The organism is Bacillus sp. S71 (genome assembly GCF_016625265.1).
Taxonomy (GTDB): domain Bacteria; phylum Bacillota; class Bacilli; order Bacillales; family Bacillaceae_G; genus Bacillus_A; species Bacillus_A cereus.
Genome location: NZ_JACVUW010000001.1, coordinates 651,370 through 674,879 on the forward strand (window position 1 = coordinate 651,370; position 23,510 = coordinate 674,879).

The following is a 23,510-nucleotide window of genomic DNA, read 5'->3' on the forward strand; positions in this document are numbered from 1 at the left end:
TTCATGACTTATGATTTTAAAAAAATTGGTTCTCCGTTCTTTACTGTGTACGGTAAAGAATAAGCTGGTACAAACGGGGAACCTTTCGAAAGTATATTTCGAATATCTTCTCCCTCCGTAAACTGCCCTTCATTTTTTTTCAAAGCGTCATATAAGTCGATTCTATAATCAACAAAAACTTCTCCTTTTTCATTAATTACAAAAGGAAGCCCTTTACCAGAATATGGACTTGTCACTTGTGGCACATCTTTATATCCTAGTTTTTTGAAATCCAATTCATATACACCATCTGAAATTACTTTTTTAAAAGGTGGATATTGATGTTCATCACGATACATCCTAAGTTTTAAAGATAATTCCTGAATTTGTTCAGCCATCCTAACATCAATTAACTTTACTGTTGGATTTGTTTCAACGTCTATTAATACGTATTGATATACTCCTCCACTTTCATATGCATTCCCTGGCGCTTCTTGTATGTAACGCGGAGCAATCTGTTGAAAATCGATTGGATACTTTTGATAAATAGGTGTACTCATATCCCTCGTCTTAATTGGCAATATCCCATCATTTTGCTCCTTAAATGTCACAACAGCTTTTTGAACAACCTGTAGCTGATCTTCATAAGGAACCGCATTTTGCTTCATATTTTCTTTCGGATACAGACACCCCGTTAAAAGGCTCATACAACAAAATATTAAAATAATATGGACTTTTTTCACTAGCATCACCTTTTCATACTAATATAACTTGCTCCGTATGTAGTATTTTCGAGACCATTCCATTTACTGCTGTACAGGTCCACTAAATACAACAAGAAAAATAACAATTCCTGACACAACCATAAGGGTGTACGCTACTAACGCTGTAATCCCTTTCAAAAATTTATTCTTTATTTTATGTCTACTTAATAAAATAAAACTTACTGCAAAAAACATAAATCCAATTGCCCCTAAAGCCAACCACATTTTCATAAGCCCTTCTGACATATACACACCCCTTTTTATTAATCTATTTTTATACTATTTTAACAAATTAAAATCTTTAAACAAATAAAAAAAGAACATTTTACTACAAATCGCAAATATGTAACTTTAATCAATAGGTTTTTCAGCATCTTCCACCAATCTAGATAAAAATAAAACCGAAGCGATTATATCTCTCGCTTCGGTTGACCAAATATGCCCAAAAACAGCTCTATTCCCATTCTTTCATGGCTATCATATGCAATCTACAAACTCTTTGTTTCTCATAATTTATTTTTTAAACATTTTGCTTAACGAGCCAAAATCCGCTGGCATATTATTATTAATAATCGCTTTTACAATTTGATCCTCTTGCTCTTTCGGCACTTCACGTCCCGCCATAAGAGCCACTTGATGAATCAATTGACGAAGTACAGTTTCATCACGTAAATTCGCATTTTGCACGGATGATGCTAATTTAAAAATATCCTCTTTATTTACTTTCGCTTCCTTCTCAATATTATTAAAAATGTTATTATCCATTCTTTTCACCCTCTCCTCAAGTTACTCTTCATCCTATGCAAAAATAAATAAATGGTGAAAAGACCCATAAAATAAAAAAGCGACAGAAGTACAAATGTACTTCTGTCGCTTTTCTTTACAGTAAGTCAGGTATAGCTTCCACTTCATGTTTTCGAACACGTCCCATTAATGAGCCTACCGCATCTTTTACGTTATTCCCATTGAACAGCACGTCATATAAAGCAGCTGTAATCGGCATTTCAACTTCCATTTTCTCTGCCAATTCATGAGCAGCTTTCGTTGTTCTTACACCTTCCACAACCATACCCATGCTTTCTAACACTTCTTCTAAAGAATGTCCTTTTCCAAGCATATTTCCAGCGCGCCAATTTCGGCTATGAACACTTGTACAAGTTACAATTAAGTCTCCCATACCAGTTAGACCCGCAAACGTTAACGGATTCCCGCCCATTTTTCTTCCTAAACGAGCAATCTCTGTTAAACCACGTGTCATCAATGCCGCTTTTGCATTATCACCTAATCCAAGACCATCAGTTATACCAGCAGCTAATGCGATAATATTTTTTAACGCACCACCAAGTTCAACTCCAACGATATCTGGATTTGTGTATACACGGAAATAACTATTCATGAATAAATCTTGTACTTCCTCAGCCGCTTCCATACGCTTTGCTGCAGACGTAACTGTTGTCGCTTGTCGTAAACCAACTTCTTCAGCATGACTCGGTCCAGACAATACAACAACATCTTTAATTAAGTTCTCTGGAATTTCTTCCTCGATTACTTCCGAAATACGTTTTGACGTACCAGGTTCAATCCCTTTACTCGCATGAATCCAAGTAATCGGTTCTGTAACAATTTCTTTCATCTCTTGTAATACATCTCTGTACGCTTTCGTCGGTACTACTAGCAGTACTGTATTTACATCTACTAATGCTTCTTCTAAAGAAGAGTAGGCTACGATTGTGCTTGGCAATGTAATGCCTGGGAGATATCGACTATTCTCATGTTTCGTATTCATTTCATCCATAAGTTCTGAGCGATTTCCCCAAATACGTACATCATGTCCATTGTCAGCTAATACCATCGCTAACGCTGTTCCCCAGCTACCTGCTCCTACTACTGTGATTTTTGTCATAAAATCACATCCTCTCCATTAGTCTCTTGCTCGAGCAATAATGTGAATCGGCGTTCCTACAAAACCGAACGCTTCACGTAAACGATTCTTTAAGAAGCGCTCATATGAAAAGTGCATTAATTCTGTATCGTTTACAAACACAACAAATGTCGGTGGTTTTACCGCAACCTGTGTTGCATAGAAGATTTTCAGACGGCTACCATTATGAGTCGGTGTTGGATTCATCGCTACCGCATCCATAATTACATCGTTTAATACGTTTGTTTGTACACGGATACTATGGCTTTCATTTACCTCATTGATAACCGGTAATAACGTTTGTGTACGTTTTTTCGTTTTTGCAGATAAGAATACAATCGGTGCATAATCCAAGAATTGGAAATGAGCACGAATGTTTTCTTCAAATGCTTTCATTGTTTTTTCATCTTTTTTCACTGCATCCCATTTGTTTACAACGATAATAACAGCTCGTCCTGAATCATGAGCATATCCAGCGATTTTTTTATCTTGCTCAATAATTCCTTCTTCTCCGTCTAAAACAACTAAAACAACGTCAGAACGTTCAATCGCTCTAAGTGCACGAAGTACACTATACTTTTCTGTACTTTCATATACTTTTCCTTTTTTACGCATACCAGCTGTATCGATGATTACATAATCTTGATCATCTTTACTATATGGTGTATCGACAGCATCACGCGTCGTTCCTGCGATATTACTTACAATTACACGTTCTTGACCAAGAAGTGCATTTACAAGCGATGATTTCCCTACGTTTGGACGTCCAATTAAAGAGAAACGGATTGTTTCATCGTCATACGCTTCTTCTTCAATCTTTGGAAAATGATTTGCAGCTTCATCTAACAAATCACCAAGTCCTAAACCGTGTGTACCTGAAATCGGGAATGGCTCGCCAAATCCTAATGAATAAAAATCATAAATATCACTACGCATTTCTGGATTATCAACTTTATTTACCGCAAGTACAATTGGTTTTTTAGAACGATACAAAATTTTAGCAACTTCTTCATCCGCTGCAGTTACACCATCGCGACCATTCGTCATAAAAATGATAACATCTGCTTCATCAATCGCAACTTCCGCCTGTTGACGAATTTGTGTCAAGAACGGCTCGTCTCCAATATCAATTCCACCTGTATCAATAATGTTAAACTCATGATTTAACCATTCTCCCGCACTATAAATACGGTCTCGAGTTATACCTGGGATATCTTCTACGATTGAAACTCTTTCTCCAACTATTCTATTGAAAATAGTAGATTTTCCTACGTTCGGGCGGCCTACTATTGCTATTACTGGTTTCGGCATATACTTTCATCCTTTCAACTTGCTTCTGTTTATTATGTAAAAAACCCTTCTTTGTGCAAGAAGGGATTTGCATTCCAGAATATTTCTCAACGTATCAAAACACCTCACATTATAACACACGTTCCTAATGTTTCACAATAATATATACATTCTCTTGTAAGCGATGCGCAATACCATCTAAAATTGCCTCTAAATTATTTGCAACAAATTCTAGTTCCTCCATCGACTCACAAACAAATAAAGGAGCACCACCTGCAAATTTTTCTGGCGCTGTTGTAATAACTGCCAGGATAACGCTTTCTAACATCATCTCTTATCTCCCCTTCCTTTCGGGGCTTCCGATGACATATGGACAGCACTTTCTAACGTTGGTACATTTCCTATGACACTTATCGCTTTCTCTGCATCTTGATCTTGCGGTAAGACAAAAATCCCAACCCTGCCATCCTCTAAATCACGCTTTGCTAACGGTACAAGCGCTGGTGTACCAGAATCTCTATAAATCCCTAACGCCACCGAAACATCGTGTAAAATAGCTTGCCGTTGCCCTAAATTTGAGATTGTCACCATCGCATCAATTGATTTCGGTTTTAATATAAACCCCATGCCATATTTCATAATCTCTTCTTGCCTCACCGGCAATCCAATATTCATAATATAAATATTATCGATATAAAGCCCTGCTCCTTCAAAACGCAGCGGAACATGCTCAATATCTACAAGGTCATGGAGCCTTCTACCAGACATTAATTTTTTCGCAATAAAAAATGCGATTATAGCCATAATTACTCCAGCAATCCATGAACGGAACCCTATATACGCAAACGTCGTTGCAAACGATGTTAACATCGCCAAATAGTTGCGACTTTCAAAAACCAATGCAATCCCTTCAATGTACGTATTTCCACGCGGTACGAGCTCATATCCATCTAATTGTTGAAGTGTATTTCTTTCCATGTTACGTACATCACGAAATTGTGTCGCTGCTAACGTAAGAAATGTAATGGCAGAAAAATCTTTTTTCAAAATAGATGGGATTGCAATCGCTCCTAAAGCTGCTGCAATTAACCCCATTGCAATATGAATAATCTTTCCATGTAGCCTCGTCGGATATTGCCGTGTATCCGTCCGAAGCATTAACACCCTTGTAACTGTCCCCGCTATTACGCCGCATAAAATGGCTGGTGTATATTCAGTCATGTATTACCCTCGCCTTTCTTTTACGTGTTTTTCTCTTAAACTGTTCCATGTATACTGATGCTTTTGCAATCCAAAACAATACTGCCATGAATAATGTAGAAACGGCGACGATATCAAAAAATGCTAAACTACCGTAATCATATGGAAAATTCAATTTCCGAAAAATAAATGTCACTAGCAACTCTCCTTGTAACATCCCTACATATAGGGAACATAATCGTAATATGCGATCCCCATGCAATAACACCGATGCATACACAAGAGCACTACTTAGCAGAAACACTCTATCCACCACAATCCAAATCGGATCATATATCTCTAACAGATGAAAACTTGTATATAACATCGCAATAATAAGTGCCGAAAGTAAGCTATATAATTTTTTCCAAACAGAATACAGCGCGATCCCTATAAAAGAAATAATACAAAGTAAAAGAGCATTTACTGATACCATGAATGAGGCGATCGTTACATGTAACGGAGAGCAAATTATAAAAATCAATATACAAGCGCCTAACTTCCACCGAATATGGTCCTTTTTCATAAAAAAGGTTACGACAACCCACCCTATCCAAGCTATAAAATAAAAAGTACTTCCATCCATCTACTTCACCTCCTATGTTTTCCATTATGGGAATTTTTTATGAAAGTTAATCCACTTTATTTACGCATAGTTTTTTCTTATAACAGCAACACTTTTAACAAGGAGGTGTTATTCATTATGGGTAAAGATCGCCAAGAACGAAAACTACGAGAATCACGCCGCGTTGAATCTGATCGTGATCAATCACTACAATATCCAGGTGCAACTGGACTTGATACACCAGAGCAGGCTCGAAAACAAAACCAGCACTAATGAATACAAAAAGACGGTTTCGATATTGTACGAAACCGTCTTTTACATAATCATTTTAATGATTTTTATTTATATCGAAATAATATTTTGTGTACCATATCCTCCTATCACTTCTTTTTACCTCCACCTGTTTCCTTTAGAAAATACCAATTCCATTTTATATTACGAGAAAGAAAACAAAACAAAAAAATCAACCGAACGGTTGATTTTTTATCTCCTACTATAATGCGCAGTATCAATACCACGCTGCATTAACCAATGATATGTTTCACCTTTTACAACAAGAGGTACAGATTGCAACTCTTCTATCGTCTTCGCACCAAGAGCTGTCATAATAAATTTCAAATCTGTATGTAGAAGCTCAATTTCATCCACTAATTTCTCGATACCATCTTGCATTAAAATACGTAAAAAGTAACCAGCAAACGCAGTTGTATTCGCCCCTAATGCGATTGCTTTCGCTACGTCAAGCGCTGTCTGTATACCCCCTGATGCAATAAAAGAGAGGTTATTATTTGTAGAGGTTGCTTCAATAATCGAGGTTGCTGTTTGTATGCCCCAGTTATTAAAATAAGAAAGCATTCGCTGTCTTCTTTCATTTTCAACAGCAGCAAAATTCGTACCACCTTGCCCACCAATATCAATTGCCGTTACACCTACGTTCGCTAACTGTTGCATTGTTTCCTTGCTCATCCCAAATCCAACTTCTTTTACAATGACAGGAACTTTACTATTTAAAACAATTTTCTCTATGCGCTGAAGTACACCAGTAAAGTCACGGTCTCCTTCTGGCATCGTTAACTCTTGTATGACATTTAAATGAATTTGCAATGCATTCGCTTCAATCATATCAACGGCACGCTCTGCCTGCTCGATAGTTGCCTCACTACCTAAATTAGCAAAGAAAATACCATTCGGGTTTACCTTTCTAATCACCTTATAAGAAGCAGCCTCACTTTCATCTTTTAACGCCGCCATTTGCGACCCTACAGCCATAGCAAGGTTATGCTGTTTCGCTACATATGCTAATTGCTCATTAATATGTAACGTTTTCTCTCCTCCACCACCAGTCATCGCATTGATAAAAATCGGCGAACTTAGTGAAAGTTCGCCGATTTTTGTTTCACATGTTATTGTGTCATAATTTGAATTTGGCAAGCTTTGATGCACAAAATCAATATCATGAAAGCCATGCGTACGAGACTGACCAGTAGAAAGAGCGTATTCAATATGATCTAATTTACGTTTTGCCCTTACCACTTGTACCCCTCATTATTTCTTTAATTTTTTCAGTTGTTCACCAATAATATCACTTAATTGGAAAGTAGCAGAATCAGCATTTGGCTCATACTGACTATAATCTTCAATTACATTATTTTCCTCAAGCGCTTCTTTTATACTTAAAGAAATACGTTTCTCTGCTACGTGAACTTCAAGTACTTTCACTTTTACTTCTTGTCCCATTTCCAATACTTCATTCGGGTTTTTCACGTGACGATTTGCAATTTGAGATACGTGTACAAGTCCTTCAACGCCAGGTAAAATCTCAACGAATGCACCAAATGTAACAAGGCGTTTCACTACTCCCTCACGAATATCTCCAGCTTTTATTTCGCCAGCAACGTTTTCCCAAGGTCCTGGTTGAGCCGCTTTAATTGATAAAGAAATACGTTGTGTATCAGCATCAACAGATAACACCTTTACCTTAACCTTTTGACCTTGCTCTAATACTTCAGAAGGTTGCTCTACACGTTCGTGTGAAATTTGTGAAATGTGAACTAAACCGTCCACGCCACCAACGTTAACGAAAGCACCAAAGTCAGTTAATCGTTGCACTGTTCCTTCAACAACGTCACCTTCTTTTAATGAAGAAATTGCTTCTTTTTTCTTAGAATCTAGTTCTAATTCTACTACCGCTTTATGCGAAAGGATTACACGATTTTTTTCACGGTCTAATTCAACAATTTTCACCGCTAATGTTTTACCTTTATAGTCAGTAAAGTCTTCTACATAATGTACTTCTACAAGTGAAGCTGGAATAAAACCGCGAACACCAAGGTCCACAACTAATCCGCCATTCACAATATCTTTTACAGTAACATCAAATACATGACCAGAAGTAAATTTCTCTTGTAATTCTACCCATGCTTTTTCTGCATCAACAGCACGTTTAGATAAGACAAGATCATCTTCTTCTAATTTAATAATTTTCAACTCTAGTGTTTGATCTAATTCTACAACATCGCTTGCTTTTTCAATATGAACGTTAGCTAATTCACTAATTGGAATTACGCCATCTGTTTTGTATCCAACATTTACAAGCACTTGTTTCTCTTCAACTTTCGTTACAGAACCTGTAACAACGTCACCAACTTGTAATTCTTTTGAATCCATAACTTCTTCATTCATTTTCTCTACCATGGAAATACCTCCCTACAGAATTGACAAAGCATTTTTTTATGTATATACGAAATGAAAACAAAGTTTTCATTTGCATGTTTAAGAATCTCTCATCACATACTCTTTTTCAATACCATTCACAAGAAAATATATTAAACCTATATAAATAGTATACAGCAAAACCAGCTTGAAAAAAGTATGTTTTGAAATATAATAGCGAATATATTCTGACAGTTTTATTCCTCTTTAACTAACTTCTTACAAATTAGCTCATTTGTCAAGGAAAGAGACTCACAATTCACGTATCCTTTACATTTCTATTTCAACAAAAAAAGAAAGAGGATTATCCCCTTTCTTTATTTCGCAAACACTCCTGAAACAATACTCATAATTTTTTGGACAACTTCTTCAATTGATAAAGAAGTCGTATCTAATTCCAATGCATCATCAGCCTTTTTTAGTGGAGAAACTTCGCGTTCTGAATCTAATTTATCACGCTGAGCAATTTCTTCTTTTAGCTGCTCTAAATTAGAATCAAAACCTTTATTTAAATTTTCTAAATGCCTTCTTTCCGCTCTTTCTTCAACAGAAGCAAGCATAAAGATTTTCACTTCAGCATCCGGTAATACATGTGTACCAATATCACGGCCGTCCATTACAACGCCGCCTTTCTTCGCTAACTCTTGCTGACGACGTACCATTTCTTCACGAACAAGGCGATGCTTCGCTACAATAGATACTCGATTCGTCACATCAGGTGTACGGATTACTTCAGAAACATCTTGTCCATTCAAAAATACAAGCTGCGTATTTTCTCCTTGCTGAAATTCAATATTTACATTCTTTACAACTTCCATTAACTGTTCTTCATTTTCAATATCTACTTTTTGTTCAAGGGCTGCATATGTAAGCGTACGGTACATCGCGCCTGTATCAATATAAACGTAAGAAAGTTCCTTCGCAACAACTTTTGCCACTGTACTTTTCCCAGCAGCTGCTGGACCATCTATAGCAATTGAAATTCGTTTATCCATTGTAACACCTCATTTTTTCACTTATAAAACAAAACGAAAAGCAGGTGTTCACCCTGCTTCTTCTCATTTGCTTCACGTCATTAAATCCTCAATTATTGTAGCATAATCCTTCATAGAAGAAAATGAAAACTACCTATTCACCTGCAAGATTTCTGCTTTATTTTTTACCATGACACCTTCGTAATAAACAATTTTAGATAAATATTTCACTGATGACTTATGTATAAATAACAATTGTACAACAGAAAGACAAATGAATTGTATTATTAATATACGAATAAAAATTCTCTCCATCTTTTTCAACATAATTGCCCCTCCTATACTATATTTGCACATTTCGTTTCGCGATTTTATACATCGTACATATAGCAGTTAATTTTATTGTCATTTTCGAGGCATACTTTTATACATTTCCATTGTCGAATTTACTCAAAACATGTTATGTTCTAAATGTATTTTTTTACTTGAAAGGGGTATAAGCATTGAAAAGAATCCTAGTTTTACACACAGGTGGAACAATTGCAATGGAGGAAGATAAAGAAACTGGGGTCGTACAACCAGGTGAAAAAAATCCTCTTTTAAAATTCATTCCTGATTTAGAAGGCGATGTTGATTTAATCGTTGAAGATGTGTTCCATCTACCATCTCCTCATATGACACCGAGCGAAATGTTACAATTACAAGTCATCATTGATGAAAGAGTAAAACAAGACAACATTCATGGCGTAGTCATTACGCATGGTACGGATACATTAGAAGAAACAGCTTATTTCTTAGATTTAACAGTACAAGCAACCATTCCGATTGTTGTGACAGGTGCAATGCGCTCTAGCAATGAGTTAGGTGCTGATGGTCTATATAACTTCTTATCAGCTGTAAAAGTTGCTAGTTGTGATGAAGCTGCAGAAAAAGGTGTTTTAGTCGTATTAAACGACGAAATTCATTGCGCTACAAATGTAACGAAAACACATACAAGTAATGTCGCAACATTCCAAAGCCCACAATATGGACCAATTGGAATGGTAACAAAACGCGGTGTTGTCTTCCATCACGCTTTAGTACATCACGAAACATATACGATAAACAAAGTATCTAAAAATGTAGTTGTTCTAAAAGCATATGCCGGCATGGATGATACATTATTAGCAGCAATCGAAAATCTTCCTGTAGACGGTATTGTTATCGAAGCGCTTGGACAAGGTAATCTACCTCCAAGAACACTTCCTAGTCTAGAACGATTATTAAATAAAGGTATTCCTGTCGTATTAGTTTCTCGCTGTTTCAACGGTATTGTTCAAGACGTATATTCGTATGAAGGTGGCGGTAAACACTTAAAAGATATGGGCATTGTATTCACATACGGCTTAAATGCACAAAAAGCACGCATTAAATTACTTGTCGCATTAGAGAATACAAATTCTCATGAATCCATTCAAAATATGTTTATGCACGAATAAAAAGGAGCTGTCGAGGTTTTCCCGACAGCTCCTTTTTATTTTTCTCTTGATGCAATAGTTTGTGCAATCGCATCTCCATGAAATCTACCGTTCTCGATAAATATTTCATTTGCATTATTTCCAGCAGCTATGACACCTGCAATGAAAATATTTTCAGCATTCGTTTCCATTCTATCCTCTGTATAAATTGGACGTCCTGTTTCTTCATCAATCTTAACACCCATCTTTGTTAAGAAGCTATGATCAGGATGATAACCAGTCATTGCAAATACAAAATCATTTTGGATTGTAAAATCTTCACCATCAACTGTAAACGTTAATGTATGCTCAGTAATTTCTTTCACATGAGCCCCGAAATGCATTTGAATTGTGTCGTTTCGTACTAACGCCTCAAATTCCGGCAAAATCCAAGGCTTTATGCTTGGTGAATACTCACTTCCACGATACAGTACCGTTACACGCGCACCAGCTTTAACAAGTTCTAACGCGGCATCTACACTCGAGTTTTTCCCACCTATAACTACTACATCTCGATCAAAATAAGGATGCCCCTCTTTAAAATAGTGAGCTACTTTCTTCAATTCCTCACCTGGAACATTCATATAATTTGGATTATCATAATATCCAGTTGCTACAACAATATATTTCGCTATATATATTTCTTTACTTCCGTCACGCTTTGTCGTCTCAACCTGAAAAACTTCTCCAGCGTTTTGAACTTTCTCCACTCGCTCAAAAGCATTTACACGTACAGATTTACGTTTTACTACTTCACGATAATACGCAAGCGCTTGATTTCGAACTGGCTTACGATTTTCTGTAATAAAAGCTACATCACCAATTTCTAATTTTTCACTAGAAGAGAAAAATGTTTGATGAGTTGGATAATTATAAATGGCATTTACAATGTTTCCTTTTTCAATTACTAACGGATTTATCCCTACCTTTTGCAACGAAATCGCTGCCGCTAATCCGCACGGACCGCCTCCGATTATAATAACTGTTTCTTTCTGCATACTCGTCCACTCCTAGTCTTCTACCAATACACTATTTATAAAAACAAGAAAAAACCTACTTACAGCAGTAGGCACCTATCTTTATTGTATTCATTTTTCATATATTTGTCATCTAAACGAAACGTACATCCGATAGACATCTGCTAAAAACTGCTGAAATTTAATACCTTGTTTCCCTAATACATTCTCAGGATCAATCTTTCTAGCTGGATCAAGCGTTTTATGTGACACGATATCTTTTTTCGGATTTAAGCCAAAATTTTGGCATAAATACGCATGATACCATGTAAAACGATTATATGCTTCCCAAAAATTAACATCACCGCCATAACAAAGTTCCACTCCAATGGCCGCCTTATTCGCGTCATAGCCGTATAAGTCATTATCCGTCGGCACACCATATCGAACATGATATGCAACTTCATTTATAGGAATAATCTCCAATATTGTTTTATCATCTATAAATGTATGCGCCGAAGCTTTCGGTTGTAATTCATTAAAGTAATCTCGATTTCCTATCGCATTGCTTCCAGGATTCCCCGTATCATGACTTACAATAAATCTCACTTTAGTTAGAGGAATCCCCGGTCGTGAACTTCCATATCCTATATAGTTGCGCTCTATAGGAAACATCGCCATTGCTACCAACTCCCGCTCTAGAAGATTACCTTACTTCCTTATATATGTATTCGGTAGCAATGTCCTTATCGCATATTTCTTACGCGAAGAGAAAATCGAAAATATTTGAAGTGAACACCATAAACAACAAGATACTTACAGCCACTCCATAAAAACCGTAAAACCAAACACAATCTTCTTTCGTATCTAAACCGAAAAATTTGTTTACCGATTGTAATAATGTGCCACGCTTGCTTTGTTTGTTTCGTAATACTTCCACTCGCTCTACAACATCTGCTGGCATCATAAATCTTTGGTCTACTGTCATTTTCATCATTTATCTCTCCTTAAAATCATTTCCGTTTTGTTTATCTAAGGAGAGTATAGCACGTTTGTTCGTATAGAACAAGCGTTCTTTTTATTTTTATTTTATTTTTCAGCAAGCCAAGTAAAAATTGAGATTACAACGGCAATAATCGGCCCTACTACAACCATACCAAATATCAAAAACAGTAGCCCTTCCCCGAATATCCGAACAGTACTTATTTTTCGAGCTTTCACCGTTCTTGCAAGTTCTCCCTCTAACCTCTTAACCTTTTCTTCTAATTGTTCTACTCGTTCCAGCATTTCATTCTCCATATACAACACCTCATTTAATACTTCAACAAAAAAACGTGATTCCCTCGAAAGGAAATCACGTTTTCTCAAGATATAATATTTTATACCCAACCTCTGAAGCGGCTTGCTTCAGCCATTTTACGAACACCAATCATGTACGCCGCTAAGCGCATGTTCACTTTACGAACTTGTGCTGTTTCATAAATAGAATCAAATGATTTTACCATTACTTTTTCTAAACGTTGTTCTACTTCTTCTTCAGTCCAGTAGTAACCTTGGTTATTTTGTACCCACTCAAAGTAAGATACCGTTACACCACCAGCACTTGCTAATACGTCTGGAACAAGTAAAATTCCGCGATCTGTTAAAATTTTAGTCGCTTCTAATGTTGTTGGACCATTTGCAGCTTCAACAACGATTTTCGCTTTAATATCATTAGCATTTTCTTCTGTAATTTGGTTCTCAATTGCAGCTGGAACTAAAATATCGCAATCAAGCTCTAACAATTCTTTGTTTGAAATTGTATTGTTAAATAGCTTTGTTACTGTACCGAAGCTATCACGACGGTCTAATAAATAATCAATATCTAATCCGTTTGGATCATGTAAAGCGCCGTAAGCATCTGAGATTGCAATAACTTTCGCACCTGCATCATGCATAAATTTAGCTAAGAAGCTACCAGCATTACCGAACCCTTGAACAACAACGCGTGCGCCCTTAATATCAATGCCACGTTTTTTCGCAGCTTCGCGAATACAAATTGTTACACCTTTCGCAGTTGCTGTTTCACGTCCATGTGATCCACCTAATACAAGCGGTTTACCTGTAATAAATCCTGGTGAATTAAATTCATCAATACGGCTATACTCATCCATCATCCATGCCATAATTTGAGAGTTTGTGAATACATCTGGAGCTGGAATATCTTTCGTCGGACCTACGATTTGGCTAATTGCTCGTACATAACCGCGGCTTAATCTTTCTAACTCACGGAATGACATTTCACGTGGATCACAGATAATTCCACCCTTACCTCCACCATATGGTAAATCAACAATACCACATTTTAAACTCATCCAGATTGAAAGTGCTTTCACTTCATTTTCTGTTACATTCGGATGGAAGCGAATTCCACCTTTCGTTGGACCAACAGCATCATTATGTTGTGCACGATATCCTGTAAATATTTTAACAGTCCCGTCATCCATACGAACTGGTATTTTCACTGTCATCATACGAATTGGTTCTTTTAATAATTCATATACTTCGTTTGGATAACCCAATTTTTCTAACGCTTCACTAATAACAATTTGTGTTGAATTCAATAGTTCAAAATGTTGTTCCCTTTGTTGTTGTGTTTTTGTTTGAGTTCCCTTTTCGGCTACCATAGTAAGTAAACCCCCTGTAATTTCACTTGTTTAGTAAACCTTCATTGCCTAGTATACACCCTTAAATTTGGAATGCAATAGAAAACGCTAACAAATATATACAAACTATTTTATGTTGCAAGCGTTTTCACTATTATTATAGTCCTTTTATTACTTTTAGAAAAGTAAAATACTTAAATATTTAAATATTTTTTATTTTCCTCAGCGACGCTCCCATAAAACTGCATATTTTATTTTCAAAAAGTATGTTCGCGTATTTACTATCATCCCTTCCCTTATCCAAATAAAAACAAAACCTCAGCTATGTTGTATTAGCTGAGGTTTTGTTTTTTCACAAAGTAATTGTGTATTTGTTCTATCGCGTTAAAATCCATTAATTCTTTACCGTACTCCATGATGCGATAAATAGTTGCTGTAGACGGATTGCCGTATTCCGCTAAAATAGCTATAAAATCCGCTTTTAACAATTGAATTTGTTCCTCTTCTTCCACCCAAAGATAGAAGCGCTCATCCCACGTATATAGCTTTCCGCCAGTTACACCAAGGTTATATAAGCGATTCGACAGGTTAATTATGTCATCTAGCGTAGCAAACTCATATAATATATGTTCACTTTCATCTAGAGTCACTTGCATTTCAATAAACTCGTCACGGAACTCATCATCCGTATCAATTTCTTGATTTTCTTTCGTTACAATTACAACCATCCCTTGTGCTTGTAGAGAAAACACTTCAACTGCAATCGGACCATCTGCTTCAAATCCTAATTCCTTATTTGCTTCTTGCATCATATCACGAAATAATTGCTGTACTTTCGGCGCATTTCTCCATAAATCTTCTTTCGTTAATCCTCTTTCAGATAAATCATCAAATGTTAGAAAAATTTTTATCTTATTGTAATTTAATCGTTCCAGCCTCATCTCATACCCTCCCTACGTAACCAATGCATCTAATTTTTATTATATGAAATAGAAAATAGATGGTTCTTTTCGAACAACTATTCCGACATTTTTAACCATTCATCCCATTCTTCTTTCGTATCACCAATTAAGATTGTTTCAATGTTCAACTGGTTTAGAACGCCTAGCTTTCCGATAAATCCAACAGAAAGAGATTCCCTTTTTTCTTGTAATACATTTATAAAGTTCATCGTCTTTTTCATTTCTAGTTCGTCAGCAAAAGATACAAATACATATTTCGGCTGTATTTCCTCTACCGCTGACAACATACCATCTTCAGCTAAGCTTGTCCTAATATATATCGCCTCATATCCTTTTAAGCGTAAATAAGTTGAAAAAATAAATCCTTTCAATGCATTCTTTTCTAACACAATAACTTTGTGTAAAGAAGAAAACATTGAGGCATTGTGATACACCATCCCTAGACGCGTTTGTAAAAATGATAGTGCATATTGAAATTGCACCATTGAAATCTCATTATTATTTTTTGACGTTAATAATTTGTCTGTCACTCGAAGAACGATACTGGCAACAACCTTTTCTGTTGAATATATACTAAAAGCTTCGTTTAATAATGCAGCAATTGTAATTTCATCAAATTTTAACAAAGCTTGTAGCAAATCGTCCACTAAAACAACTTCTTTATCGAAATGTATCTCTTTTTGAACTGTACTCTGCAAACGATTCTCTTCTAATAACTGAACTGCTTGTCCAATCATCATACCGGAAGAAACTTTTTCCATTAACCATTTTAAAATTTGAATATGCTCTTCTGTATATAAACGATGCCCAGCTTGATTCCGCTTTGGGGCAATAATTTGATATCGTCTTTCCCATGCGCGAAGCGTACTCGGCTGAACTCCAATTATATTTGAAACAGCTTTTATATTATATTTCCCACTAAGAGTTGGCATCATTTCCCTCCGCACAATGTAATAATATGTGTTTGAGCAGGCGCTCGGAAACGAAGTGGTATCAATGTTGTTCCGTACCCATTACTAACAAAGAGAATCGTATTCAAATGGTTATATACGCCACCTTTTAAATATTTTTTAGATGGGAATAATCGGATTTGTCCTCCATGCGTATGTCCACTTAATACAAGTGAAATCTGTTCATTTCCAGACATCTTTTTTATTATATCAGGGTTGTGACTAACTAAGATACGAAAACCATCTTCTTTACAATCCGCCAATGCCAAATCTAAACGATCACGGTGCAATCCAACATCATCTATACCGAGCAAACAAATTTTCTCGCCTAATTCAGACTCAAATACCACTCTTGTATTATCTAAAACTTTTACGTTATTTTCTAATAATAAAGCATCTAATTCATGATATTCTATCTCATAATCATTGTTTCCCCACACAAAATATACAGGAGCTATCTCTCTTAACTTTTGAATATTGGCAGAGATTTTTGATAAAGAGACTCCTTTCTCGGCTAAATCTCCTCCGATAATTACGAGATCTACTTTTCCTTTTACTTGTTCAATTAACAAATTCGAAATGACTCTTCTATGAATATCAGAAATAAAAAACACATTTACTTTTTGAAAACTTTTCGGAAATTCTTTAAATACTAAAGTATGTTCCAACACTGTATTACGCATCGCTTCTTTATACATCACAAGAAGTAATAAAATCCCCATTCCTATGAGAGTACTGAATAATATAATCCATATCATATTTTTTACTCCCCTCATCATAAAGATAACCCTAGGCTTTTATAACAAACTGCGTTCGCCTAATTCACTAGCTCTCTTGCTTTGTGGACTTATCTTTTATCGGAATTTTTAATTCTTGACCTGCACTCACTTCATCTTCTTGCAAGTTATTATACTTTTTAATTACTTCAACCCCATTTTCATCTGAAAAATATTGCTTCGCTATACTTTCTAAAGTTTCTCCCTCTTTCACAGTATGCGTTATCGCTTTTTCAGACTGTTTCTGCGACTCAGATTTAGCTGAATCAAAGAAGATTACTTCAAACGCACTTTTCCCGGCATTATTACTATCGCCCTTCACCTGAATATATTTATCCGTATACCACAAAATACTAATCGGCAGCAGAATGAATAGAAATGTTAAAACCCGGACGAAAATATGATTTATTTTAAACTTTTGTTTTTTCTCTTTATTTCTATGAATTTCACTACGCGGCGGTAAACTTTCTTTTTCTTCTACTCGCTCAACTTCTAATTCCTCTTCAAAATCAGGAATTCGTTTCCTCATGTTGTTCACCACCACCTTCCATTTATTTTCTTAATTGGAGTCCCATTATAAAATCAACAAGAAAGTGTGCAAAGATTGTTATAAACAAATTCCCTGTCCATTCAAATACATAACCAAAGACAAAACTAATGAAACAGACGAAACAAAACAAAAATGGCTTTGTTATATAACGAATATGTAACACTGCAAATACGAAACTCGCAATTACAATTCCAAAATGAGTCTGCACTACACCTCTAAATAAAAATTCTTCTGCAAAACCGATTACGAACGTAATAATGAGTAAATGCAGAACCGACATTCCTCGAAACATCTTATCGTTAATACCACCATCATCAAACCAAGACTCTGGAAACACTCGCATTGCAACATAATCTAATAACACAATACCAATCGCTAACAAACCACCTATAATAAGTATAGATACTGGTTCCCATCTCCATAAATTAAACACTTCTTTTACATCTTGAAATAATATATATGCTAGTAAACAGCCAATACCGATAATAATTAACTGTGTTATATATAGATTCAGCCTTATTTCCTGCGGACTCATATCTTCAACATTATGCCTTTGAATGTTCATCATTCCCCCATCTTTTCTAGGCCGAAAAGCTTTTGTAACTCTGTTTCCCAATTATAGTCGAAATCCGATTGTTGCGCTCGTCTTTTTTTATAATCTTCTTTTGTAATACCACAATAATCACAGCAATTATTTAACTCTTTCTCTTTCCTATAACCGAACTGTTGCAACACATATTCACGTCTACATCCTTTAACTCGTATCCATGACTTCATATTTTCTAGCTCACTATATTTATTACGCAACCTTATTTCTACTTCAGCTATTAATCGGTTCATAATTTCATCTGACAAACTCTCTAATAATAATCTTCGTTGTTGTATAATTCCAACCTGTTCGAGATGATAACGAACGAAACGCCAATATTGCTCATTAAATCTTGCTGCATTATAACAAATTTCTTCTACATCTTCTATTGGTAATTCTTTCGTTTGAAACATTCTTTCTTGTAGTAAAGAAAATAAAAATTGTATTTGCGACTTACTTGGCAATTCATCCTCAATGATTGAAATTGGTAAATCATGATCCAACGGACTACACAATAAAATAGCTATACTCGGTTCGCCATCTCTTCCAGCTCTTCCGATTTCTTGTAAGTAAGAAGCTATATTAGTTGGATAATGAAAATGAATAATATATTGCGTATTCGCCTTATTTACCCCCATACCAAATGCACTTGTACATATTACAAGCTGCAATTGATCGTTCATAAACTGTTGTTGAATTAACATACGCTCTTCATGTTCCATACCACCATGATAAAAAGCTACACCAGTAACACCTTTTCCTCTCAAGTATTCCGTTAACCTTTCTGTCCACGCTCTACTTGAACAATATACAATTCCCGGCCCTTGTAAATACATCACCTGCTCCAAAAGCGCCTCTTTCTTTTCTTCTATCGTCTCTACAAATTGCACCTCCATTGCAATATTAGGACGGTCAATAGAGTATACATGTTCCGCGGCACCCTTTAAATTTAAACTGTCTGCGATATCTTGTAGTACCCCTTTTGTCGCTGTGGCTGTCAATGCTAATACTGTAGGAGAACCAATATTTTCAATAACTACATTTAGTTTCTTATAGTCCGGTCTAAAATCATAACCCCATTGAGAAATACAATGAGCCTCATCAACAACAAATAATGAAATATGAATTTTCTTCAATTCCCTAATTAATAACTCCGACTGTAACATCTCTGGTGAAACAAAAATAAATTTATATGAAGATAATTTTTTCATCGCTTCTCTTTTTTCATTTAATGTCCGAAAACTATTAAATGCTATCACTCGGTTTTTCACAACATACTTTAATTGTGTCACTTGATCTTCCATTAAAGATAATAACGGTGATACAACAAGCACTGTTCCTTCTCGCATAAGCCCCGGAAACTGATAGCACATAGATTTCCCTCTTCCAGTCGGAAGCATTGCTATCACATCTTTTCCTTCTAATAAATCTGTAATAACTCCTTTTTGACCTGGACGAAATTCAGAATATCCAAACCACTTATATAAATATTCTTCAAGTTTCATTTACACCCTCCATCCGCGCTAATACAAGACGAACTTCAAAATAAGAGATATCTTCTCCAACAGCTTGTTTCAAAACACGTAACTTCCGCGTTTGTAATGCTTCAATTACTTTTATTACTTTGTCTATCTTTTCTTTTTCCATAAACATTTCAATAGAAAAATCTTTTTCTCGCAAAGCAATTTCAACAAAATGATCTTCTATCGTTGCAACCTTTAAATTCCGAATCGTCGCTATTTCTTCTAAAGAACGCCCTTGTCTCCAAAAATTATATGTTTTTTTCGTGGATAAACTAAATAATTCAGCTCTCTCATTTGGATAAGATATAATTTCAGCTAATAGTGGAAATTCATTTTCTTTATCACGAACTTCTTGTATAAAGAAATGCATTGTACCCCAAAATAAAAAATACACCCTGAATATATCTTGTTTCGTAATTTCTGCTAATTGTTGCAATGTACAACCAATACGTTCATAGCCCGTTAGTCGATATGTTACAATCGTCGCTTCTATCGCATTACTCTTTTCCAAAAGATTATGTACTTCCGTCCATAGTTTCCTCGCCAACTCACTTCTTTTATATGGCCTTCCTGTTAGAAAACGTTTTACCCACATCATTATTTCTGTATCTTGTTGAATCGGGATAAACTTCGTATTATTCTGCTGTAAATTTGATATGGTTTGAATAATCAATGATAATCTTTTCCAAAATGTTTCACCTAATTCACCATAATGTAAACCATGCAAATGTGCTGGAAAAGCATAAACTTCCTCCCATTTATGTAACTGCATTTTACCCGTAGGTGTTAACACATATGTATTTTCATGTATTTCTTGAATAAAATCCGCTTGCAACAACTTTACAACTTCACCATCATAGTCATTTCTATTTAATGATTTATATATTCCGAATAAAAAAGAAATCCGGAACATATTTCCATCTTGTAAAGTTTGCGAAGAACGTTTGCCCTTTAGTAAATAATAAATAGAAGAAACGGTTCTTTCACCATTCAATTGTTTTAAACAATGCAACAAAGTATATTGTATTTGCATGACCGCTTCCACCTTCCAATCTTAACTTCATTCTTTTCAGTACAATTACACTATCTACTGTCGCTCATTAAACTTATCATATAAGAACTATATACTTGTATATATTCTATTGTATCAAACGAAATCACATTTACGTATTTTGAAAATCTTATGACATAATTCAAAAATAAGTTGACACTCTAATTGATAAGCATTATCATTATAATTTTATGTTGAAAAGTTTCACAAACCGTTTTACAATAAGGTTATAATTTTTATGGCGAGCTTTTCACATACATATTATCAGGAGGGAAAAAAGATGGCAAAATATACAATCGTTGATAAAGATACTTGTATTGCATGTGGTGCTTGTGGCGCTGCTGCACCAGACATTTATGACTATGATGATGAAGGTATTGCATTTGTAACATTAGACGATAACCAAGGTATCGTTGAAATTCCAGATGTATTAATTGAAGATATGATGGATGCATTCGAAGGCTGTCCAACTGACTCAATTAAAGTTGCTGACGAATCATTCGACGGAGACGCTTTAAAATTCGAATAGTCTTTTATTAACTTCAAAAAACGCCCCTCATATTGATGAGGGGCGTTTTTTGTATCTAAATTTTATTTTCCTTAATAAAAAACCATTAGTAGTTCCACACTACTAATGGTTTTAATATATATTATGCATTTTTCATTTTTGCAAACACCCATACTTTCAGGCGTGAGAATAATGCTACAAATACAATTGTTACAACAATTCCTTTAATTAAATTAAATGGTAAGATTGCCGTTACAACCGTTGTTCTGATAGCTTCGCTAGACATAGCCGGTGAATTTAAAAACCAAGTGTAAGCCGGGAATATGATGATGTAGTTTAATACACTCATAATAAGTGCCATTGTAATTGTCCCTAGCATTAATCCTGTCGTTAAACTCTTCACAGTACGATACTTTCTAAATAAGAAAGCTGCTGGTCCAATAAATAAACATCCTGCAATAAAGTTTGCAATTTCTCCAACTGGTACTCCTGTTAAACTTCCTTGAATCCCGTAATGTAAAATGTTCTTTATCGCCTCTACAATCACTCCTGCTACTGGTCCAAAGATAATTGCTGCAATTAGAGCTGGTACATCACTAAAATCAATTTTCAAAAATGGCGGAAGCCCTGGGAACGGGAAATCCAACATCATTAGTAAATATGCAATACTACTTAGCATCGCTACACTCACCATCTGCACTACACTGTTTTTTTGTTTCATCTTTCTCTCTCCTTTTCCATCGATCATCTCATGGAAAGTGGAAAGGTTCTGCTATGCCTATTTTTTCATAGAACGAAAAAACCCTTTGTGTTTTACACAAAGGGAGAATTTAAGGCACATCAAACAGACGTTCAAATCCATATCTTTTTTGAACGCTTGAACCTCCATCTTCTCCCATCCAGACTATACTGTCGGCTTTGGAATCACACCAAATCCTGCCTTAACGGCTCGCGGGCTTAGAACAAAATCATAAATAGTTCATCACCGCCGGTCGGGATTTTCACCCTGCCCCGAAGATAGACCGATATTCTATTTTCCCCTTCATTATACAACAACCTCATAACATTGTGAACTAAAAAATTGTAACTTATTTAAAATTAGTTATTTATTTTTCGTAAAAACAAATGAATTGCGAAATATTTTACAATACAATCCATATTTTTTATTATTCGGCATTTCTCTTTTGAATTACCTAGTCATATATAATTAAAAGTGATAAGATATTGAATTGTTAAGATAAGAACATTTTCTGAGTTATGGAGGAAATGTCATGAAAAAAGAAAAGAGACATTCTATTCGAGAAGCAATGAAAAAAAACTTAAGAAAAGAATACTTTTACTTAAAAAAAGAATTACTTTTCTACTGCCCAATTGATTTAGGCACATTCTCAAACGAGACATACTATGCTACTTTCGATGAAGATGGCATCAGTATTTATCAGTATGATAAGAAAACAGAAAGTAAATTAAAATTGTGTGAGCGTCATCCGTGGAAGAGTTGGAGTAAAGTGAAGATTGATCACTATTTGACAACTTCTCAATTTATTTTTCAGGGTGAGCGAAATTGGATCTTATCTCTTTTTCAAAAAGGAAAAGAAGCTCAAAAAATTATTGAAGAGCATACATCTTTACAAACAGAAGTTGTTTCCCGCTCTTTCTTAAAAAAACTTCCTGGCTTTCGTTCTAATACACCACTGAATAAATACATCGGTAGCATTTGTTACACTGCACTTATTGCATTTTTATTAAAATGGATGATTCCATTTCAAGCACCACAAATCGCCCTGTATTCTATTTCGATTGGTTGTATGCTTCTTGGCCTACTTTGTTTGACAATCGGTTTAATTGAACCGACTATCGTACTGTTTCGAACAAAAGAGAAAACAAGAACAAAAGTTTTTTACTTATATAGCTATTTAGCTATTTCTGGATTTATATGTGTCTTTATTTTTTGGTAAAAGAAACCGTCCCAAAATAAATTTTGGGACGGTTTTCTTTTAAATATAGATACTCTAATTCACTCAATACTTCTAGGAGAAGCGCCCATATAATTTCCTTTA

At 35.3% G+C, this 23,510-nt stretch carries 29 protein-coding genes and 1 riboswitch; of the genes, 4 read left to right on the forward strand and 25 right to left on the reverse strand.

Features of this window, described 5'->3' with window-relative positions; translation table 11 throughout:
- Positions 1 to 8: 8 nt before the first annotated feature.
- From IBT51_RS03125 to IBT51_RS03160, 8 genes are all read right to left on the reverse strand, one after another.
- Positions 9 to 722, reverse strand: a complete 714-nt coding sequence (locus IBT51_RS03125) for a hypothetical protein (RefSeq protein WP_000755480.1) — start codon at positions 720 to 722, stop codon at positions 9 to 11.
- A gap of 63 nt (positions 723 to 785) precedes the next feature.
- A complete protein-coding gene (locus tag IBT51_RS03130) occupies positions 786 to 989 on the reverse strand; it encodes a DUF2768 domain-containing protein (RefSeq protein WP_001289005.1) in 204 nt (67 codons plus the stop codon).
- A 267-nt stretch (positions 990 to 1,256) separates the two neighbouring features.
- Positions 1,257 to 1,508: a stage VI sporulation protein F gene (locus IBT51_RS03135; RefSeq protein WP_000369753.1), complete on the reverse strand. Its 252-nt coding sequence runs from the start codon at positions 1,506 to 1,508 to the stop codon at positions 1,257 to 1,259.
- Between the two features lie 115 nt (positions 1,509 to 1,623).
- On the reverse strand, positions 1,624 to 2,646 hold the full coding sequence (locus IBT51_RS03140) for an NAD(P)H-dependent glycerol-3-phosphate dehydrogenase (RefSeq protein ID WP_000161783.1): 1,023 nt from the start codon (positions 2,644 to 2,646) through the stop codon (positions 1,624 to 1,626).
- A gap of 18 nt (positions 2,647 to 2,664) precedes the next feature.
- Positions 2,665 to 3,975 carry a ribosome biogenesis GTPase Der gene (gene der / locus IBT51_RS03145; RefSeq protein ID WP_001125890.1) on the reverse strand — a complete coding sequence of 437 codons (1,311 nt, stop codon included), beginning with the start codon at positions 3,973 to 3,975 and terminating at the stop codon, positions 2,665 to 2,667.
- Positions 3,976 to 4,099: 124 nt separating this feature from the next.
- A complete protein-coding gene (locus IBT51_RS03150) occupies positions 4,100 to 4,285 on the reverse strand; it encodes a capping complex subunit for YIEGIA (RefSeq protein WP_000979048.1) in 186 nt (61 codons plus the stop codon).
- A complete protein-coding gene (locus IBT51_RS03155; RefSeq protein WP_000141599.1) occupies positions 4,282 to 5,175 on the reverse strand; it encodes a YIEGIA family protein in 894 nt (297 codons plus the stop codon). The genes IBT51_RS03150 and IBT51_RS03155 overlap by 4 nt, the downstream gene beginning before the upstream one ends.
- Positions 5,168 to 5,779, reverse strand: a complete 612-nt coding sequence (locus tag IBT51_RS03160) for a YphA family membrane protein (RefSeq protein WP_002093921.1) — start codon at positions 5,777 to 5,779, stop codon at positions 5,168 to 5,170. The genes IBT51_RS03155 and IBT51_RS03160 overlap by 8 nt, the downstream gene beginning before the upstream one ends.
- Before the next feature lie 117 nt (positions 5,780 to 5,896).
- On the opposite strand from IBT51_RS03160, the gene IBT51_RS03165 reads away from it, so the two are divergent.
- Positions 5,897 to 6,031, forward strand: a complete 135-nt coding sequence (locus IBT51_RS03165) for a YpzI family protein (protein WP_000513900.1) — start codon at positions 5,897 to 5,899, stop codon at positions 6,029 to 6,031.
- Between the two features lie 210 nt (positions 6,032 to 6,241).
- Here the strand turns inward: IBT51_RS03165 and IBT51_RS03170 are convergent, their stop codons facing one another.
- The 4 genes from IBT51_RS03170 to IBT51_RS03185 all read right to left on the reverse strand — a co-directional run bounded on the left by IBT51_RS03170 (position 6,242) and on the right by IBT51_RS03185 (position 9,768).
- Positions 6,242 to 7,291: a type 2 isopentenyl-diphosphate Delta-isomerase gene (locus tag IBT51_RS03170; protein WP_000251041.1), complete on the reverse strand. Its 1,050-nt coding sequence runs from the start codon at positions 7,289 to 7,291 to the stop codon at positions 6,242 to 6,244.
- A gap of 12 nt (positions 7,292 to 7,303) precedes the next feature.
- Positions 7,304 to 8,452: a 30S ribosomal protein S1 gene (gene rpsA / locus IBT51_RS03175; RefSeq protein ID WP_000229558.1), complete on the reverse strand. Its 1,149-nt coding sequence runs from the start codon at positions 8,450 to 8,452 to the stop codon at positions 7,304 to 7,306.
- Between the two features lie 335 nt (positions 8,453 to 8,787).
- Positions 8,788 to 9,465 carry a (d)CMP kinase gene (gene cmk / locus IBT51_RS03180; protein WP_000361252.1) on the reverse strand — a complete coding sequence of 226 codons (678 nt, stop codon included), beginning with the start codon at positions 9,463 to 9,465 and terminating at the stop codon, positions 8,788 to 8,790.
- A 129-nt stretch (positions 9,466 to 9,594) separates the two neighbouring features.
- Positions 9,595 to 9,768, reverse strand: a complete 174-nt coding sequence (locus tag IBT51_RS03185) for a YpfB family protein (protein ID WP_023521499.1) — start codon at positions 9,766 to 9,768, stop codon at positions 9,595 to 9,597.
- Between the two features lie 179 nt (positions 9,769 to 9,947).
- On the opposite strand from IBT51_RS03185, the gene ansA reads away from it, so the two are divergent.
- Positions 9,948 to 10,922, forward strand: coding sequence for an asparaginase (gene ansA, locus IBT51_RS03190; RefSeq protein WP_000822009.1), 975 nt, complete (start codon positions 9,948 to 9,950; stop codon positions 10,920 to 10,922).
- Between the two features lie 35 nt (positions 10,923 to 10,957).
- Here the strand turns inward: ansA and IBT51_RS03195 are convergent, their stop codons facing one another.
- The 12 genes from IBT51_RS03195 to IBT51_RS03250 form a co-directional block, all read right to left on the reverse strand.
- On the reverse strand, positions 10,958 to 11,938 hold the full coding sequence (locus tag IBT51_RS03195) for a YpdA family putative bacillithiol disulfide reductase (protein ID WP_200458007.1): 981 nt from the start codon (positions 11,936 to 11,938) through the stop codon (positions 10,958 to 10,960).
- 108 nt (positions 11,939 to 12,046) lie between these two features.
- A complete protein-coding gene (locus tag IBT51_RS03200; protein WP_001240655.1) occupies positions 12,047 to 12,577 on the reverse strand; it encodes a peptidoglycan recognition protein family protein in 531 nt (176 codons plus the stop codon).
- A gap of 79 nt (positions 12,578 to 12,656) precedes the next feature.
- A complete protein-coding gene (locus tag IBT51_RS03205) occupies positions 12,657 to 12,893 on the reverse strand; it encodes a DUF3961 domain-containing protein (protein WP_001983018.1) in 237 nt (78 codons plus the stop codon).
- A gap of 92 nt (positions 12,894 to 12,985) precedes the next feature.
- The gene (locus IBT51_RS03210; RefSeq protein WP_000426766.1) at positions 12,986 to 13,195 is read right to left on the reverse strand and encodes a hypothetical protein; all 210 of its coding nucleotides are present in this window, start codon (positions 13,193 to 13,195) and stop codon (positions 12,986 to 12,988) included.
- A gap of 80 nt (positions 13,196 to 13,275) precedes the next feature.
- Positions 13,276 to 14,562, reverse strand: a complete 1,287-nt coding sequence (gudB, locus tag IBT51_RS03215; RefSeq protein WP_000225172.1) for an NAD-specific glutamate dehydrogenase — start codon at positions 14,560 to 14,562, stop codon at positions 13,276 to 13,278.
- Between the two features lie 311 nt (positions 14,563 to 14,873).
- Complete coding sequence (locus tag IBT51_RS03220) at positions 14,874 to 15,482, reverse strand: genetic competence negative regulator (protein ID WP_001235396.1); 609 nt, start codon at positions 15,480 to 15,482, stop codon at positions 14,874 to 14,876.
- A gap of 77 nt (positions 15,483 to 15,559) precedes the next feature.
- A complete protein-coding gene (locus IBT51_RS03225; RefSeq protein WP_053564891.1) occupies positions 15,560 to 16,435 on the reverse strand; it encodes a MerR family transcriptional regulator in 876 nt (291 codons plus the stop codon).
- Positions 16,435 to 17,211 carry a metallophosphoesterase gene (locus tag IBT51_RS03230; RefSeq protein WP_000637796.1) on the reverse strand — a complete coding sequence of 259 codons (777 nt, stop codon included), beginning with the start codon at positions 17,209 to 17,211 and terminating at the stop codon, positions 16,435 to 16,437. Before IBT51_RS03230 ends, IBT51_RS03225 begins: the two co-directional genes overlap by 1 nt.
- Before the next feature lie 67 nt (positions 17,212 to 17,278).
- Positions 17,279 to 17,758 (reverse strand): LysM peptidoglycan-binding domain-containing protein, encoded by a 480-nt coding sequence (locus IBT51_RS03235; protein WP_001231555.1) that lies wholly within the window; start codon positions 17,756 to 17,758, stop codon positions 17,279 to 17,281.
- 22 nt (positions 17,759 to 17,780) lie between these two features.
- Entirely contained in the window at positions 17,781 to 18,344 is a 564-nt protein-coding gene (locus IBT51_RS03240; protein ID WP_001025783.1) for a CPBP family intramembrane glutamic endopeptidase, read from the reverse strand.
- Complete coding sequence (gene recQ / locus IBT51_RS03245) at positions 18,344 to 19,873, reverse strand: ATP-dependent DNA helicase RecQ (protein WP_000762977.1); 1,530 nt, start codon at positions 19,871 to 19,873, stop codon at positions 18,344 to 18,346. The genes IBT51_RS03240 and recQ overlap by 1 nt, the downstream gene beginning before the upstream one ends.
- Positions 19,863 to 20,924, reverse strand: a complete 1,062-nt coding sequence (locus IBT51_RS03250; RefSeq protein ID WP_001167017.1) for a YpbB family protein — start codon at positions 20,922 to 20,924, stop codon at positions 19,863 to 19,865. The genes recQ and IBT51_RS03250 overlap by 11 nt, the downstream gene beginning before the upstream one ends.
- A 298-nt stretch (positions 20,925 to 21,222) precedes the next feature.
- Between IBT51_RS03250 and IBT51_RS03255 the strand changes: the two genes are divergently transcribed.
- Positions 21,223 to 21,471, forward strand: a complete 249-nt coding sequence (locus tag IBT51_RS03255) for a ferredoxin (RefSeq protein WP_001151993.1) — start codon at positions 21,223 to 21,225, stop codon at positions 21,469 to 21,471.
- A 121-nt stretch (positions 21,472 to 21,592) separates the two neighbouring features.
- Here the strand turns inward: IBT51_RS03255 and IBT51_RS03260 are convergent, their stop codons facing one another.
- Positions 21,593 to 22,171 carry an ECF transporter S component gene (locus tag IBT51_RS03260; protein WP_000810856.1) on the reverse strand — a complete coding sequence of 193 codons (579 nt, stop codon included), beginning with the start codon at positions 22,169 to 22,171 and terminating at the stop codon, positions 21,593 to 21,595.
- Between the two features lie 162 nt (positions 22,172 to 22,333).
- Positions 22,334 to 22,473: riboswitch (FMN riboswitch) on the reverse strand.
- 248 nt (positions 22,474 to 22,721) lie between these two features.
- Here IBT51_RS03260 and IBT51_RS03265 point away from each other — a divergent pair.
- A complete protein-coding gene (locus IBT51_RS03265) occupies positions 22,722 to 23,408 on the forward strand; it encodes a hypothetical protein (RefSeq protein ID WP_000711798.1) in 687 nt (228 codons plus the stop codon).
- The last annotated feature ends 102 nt before the right edge of the window (positions 23,409 to 23,510 follow it).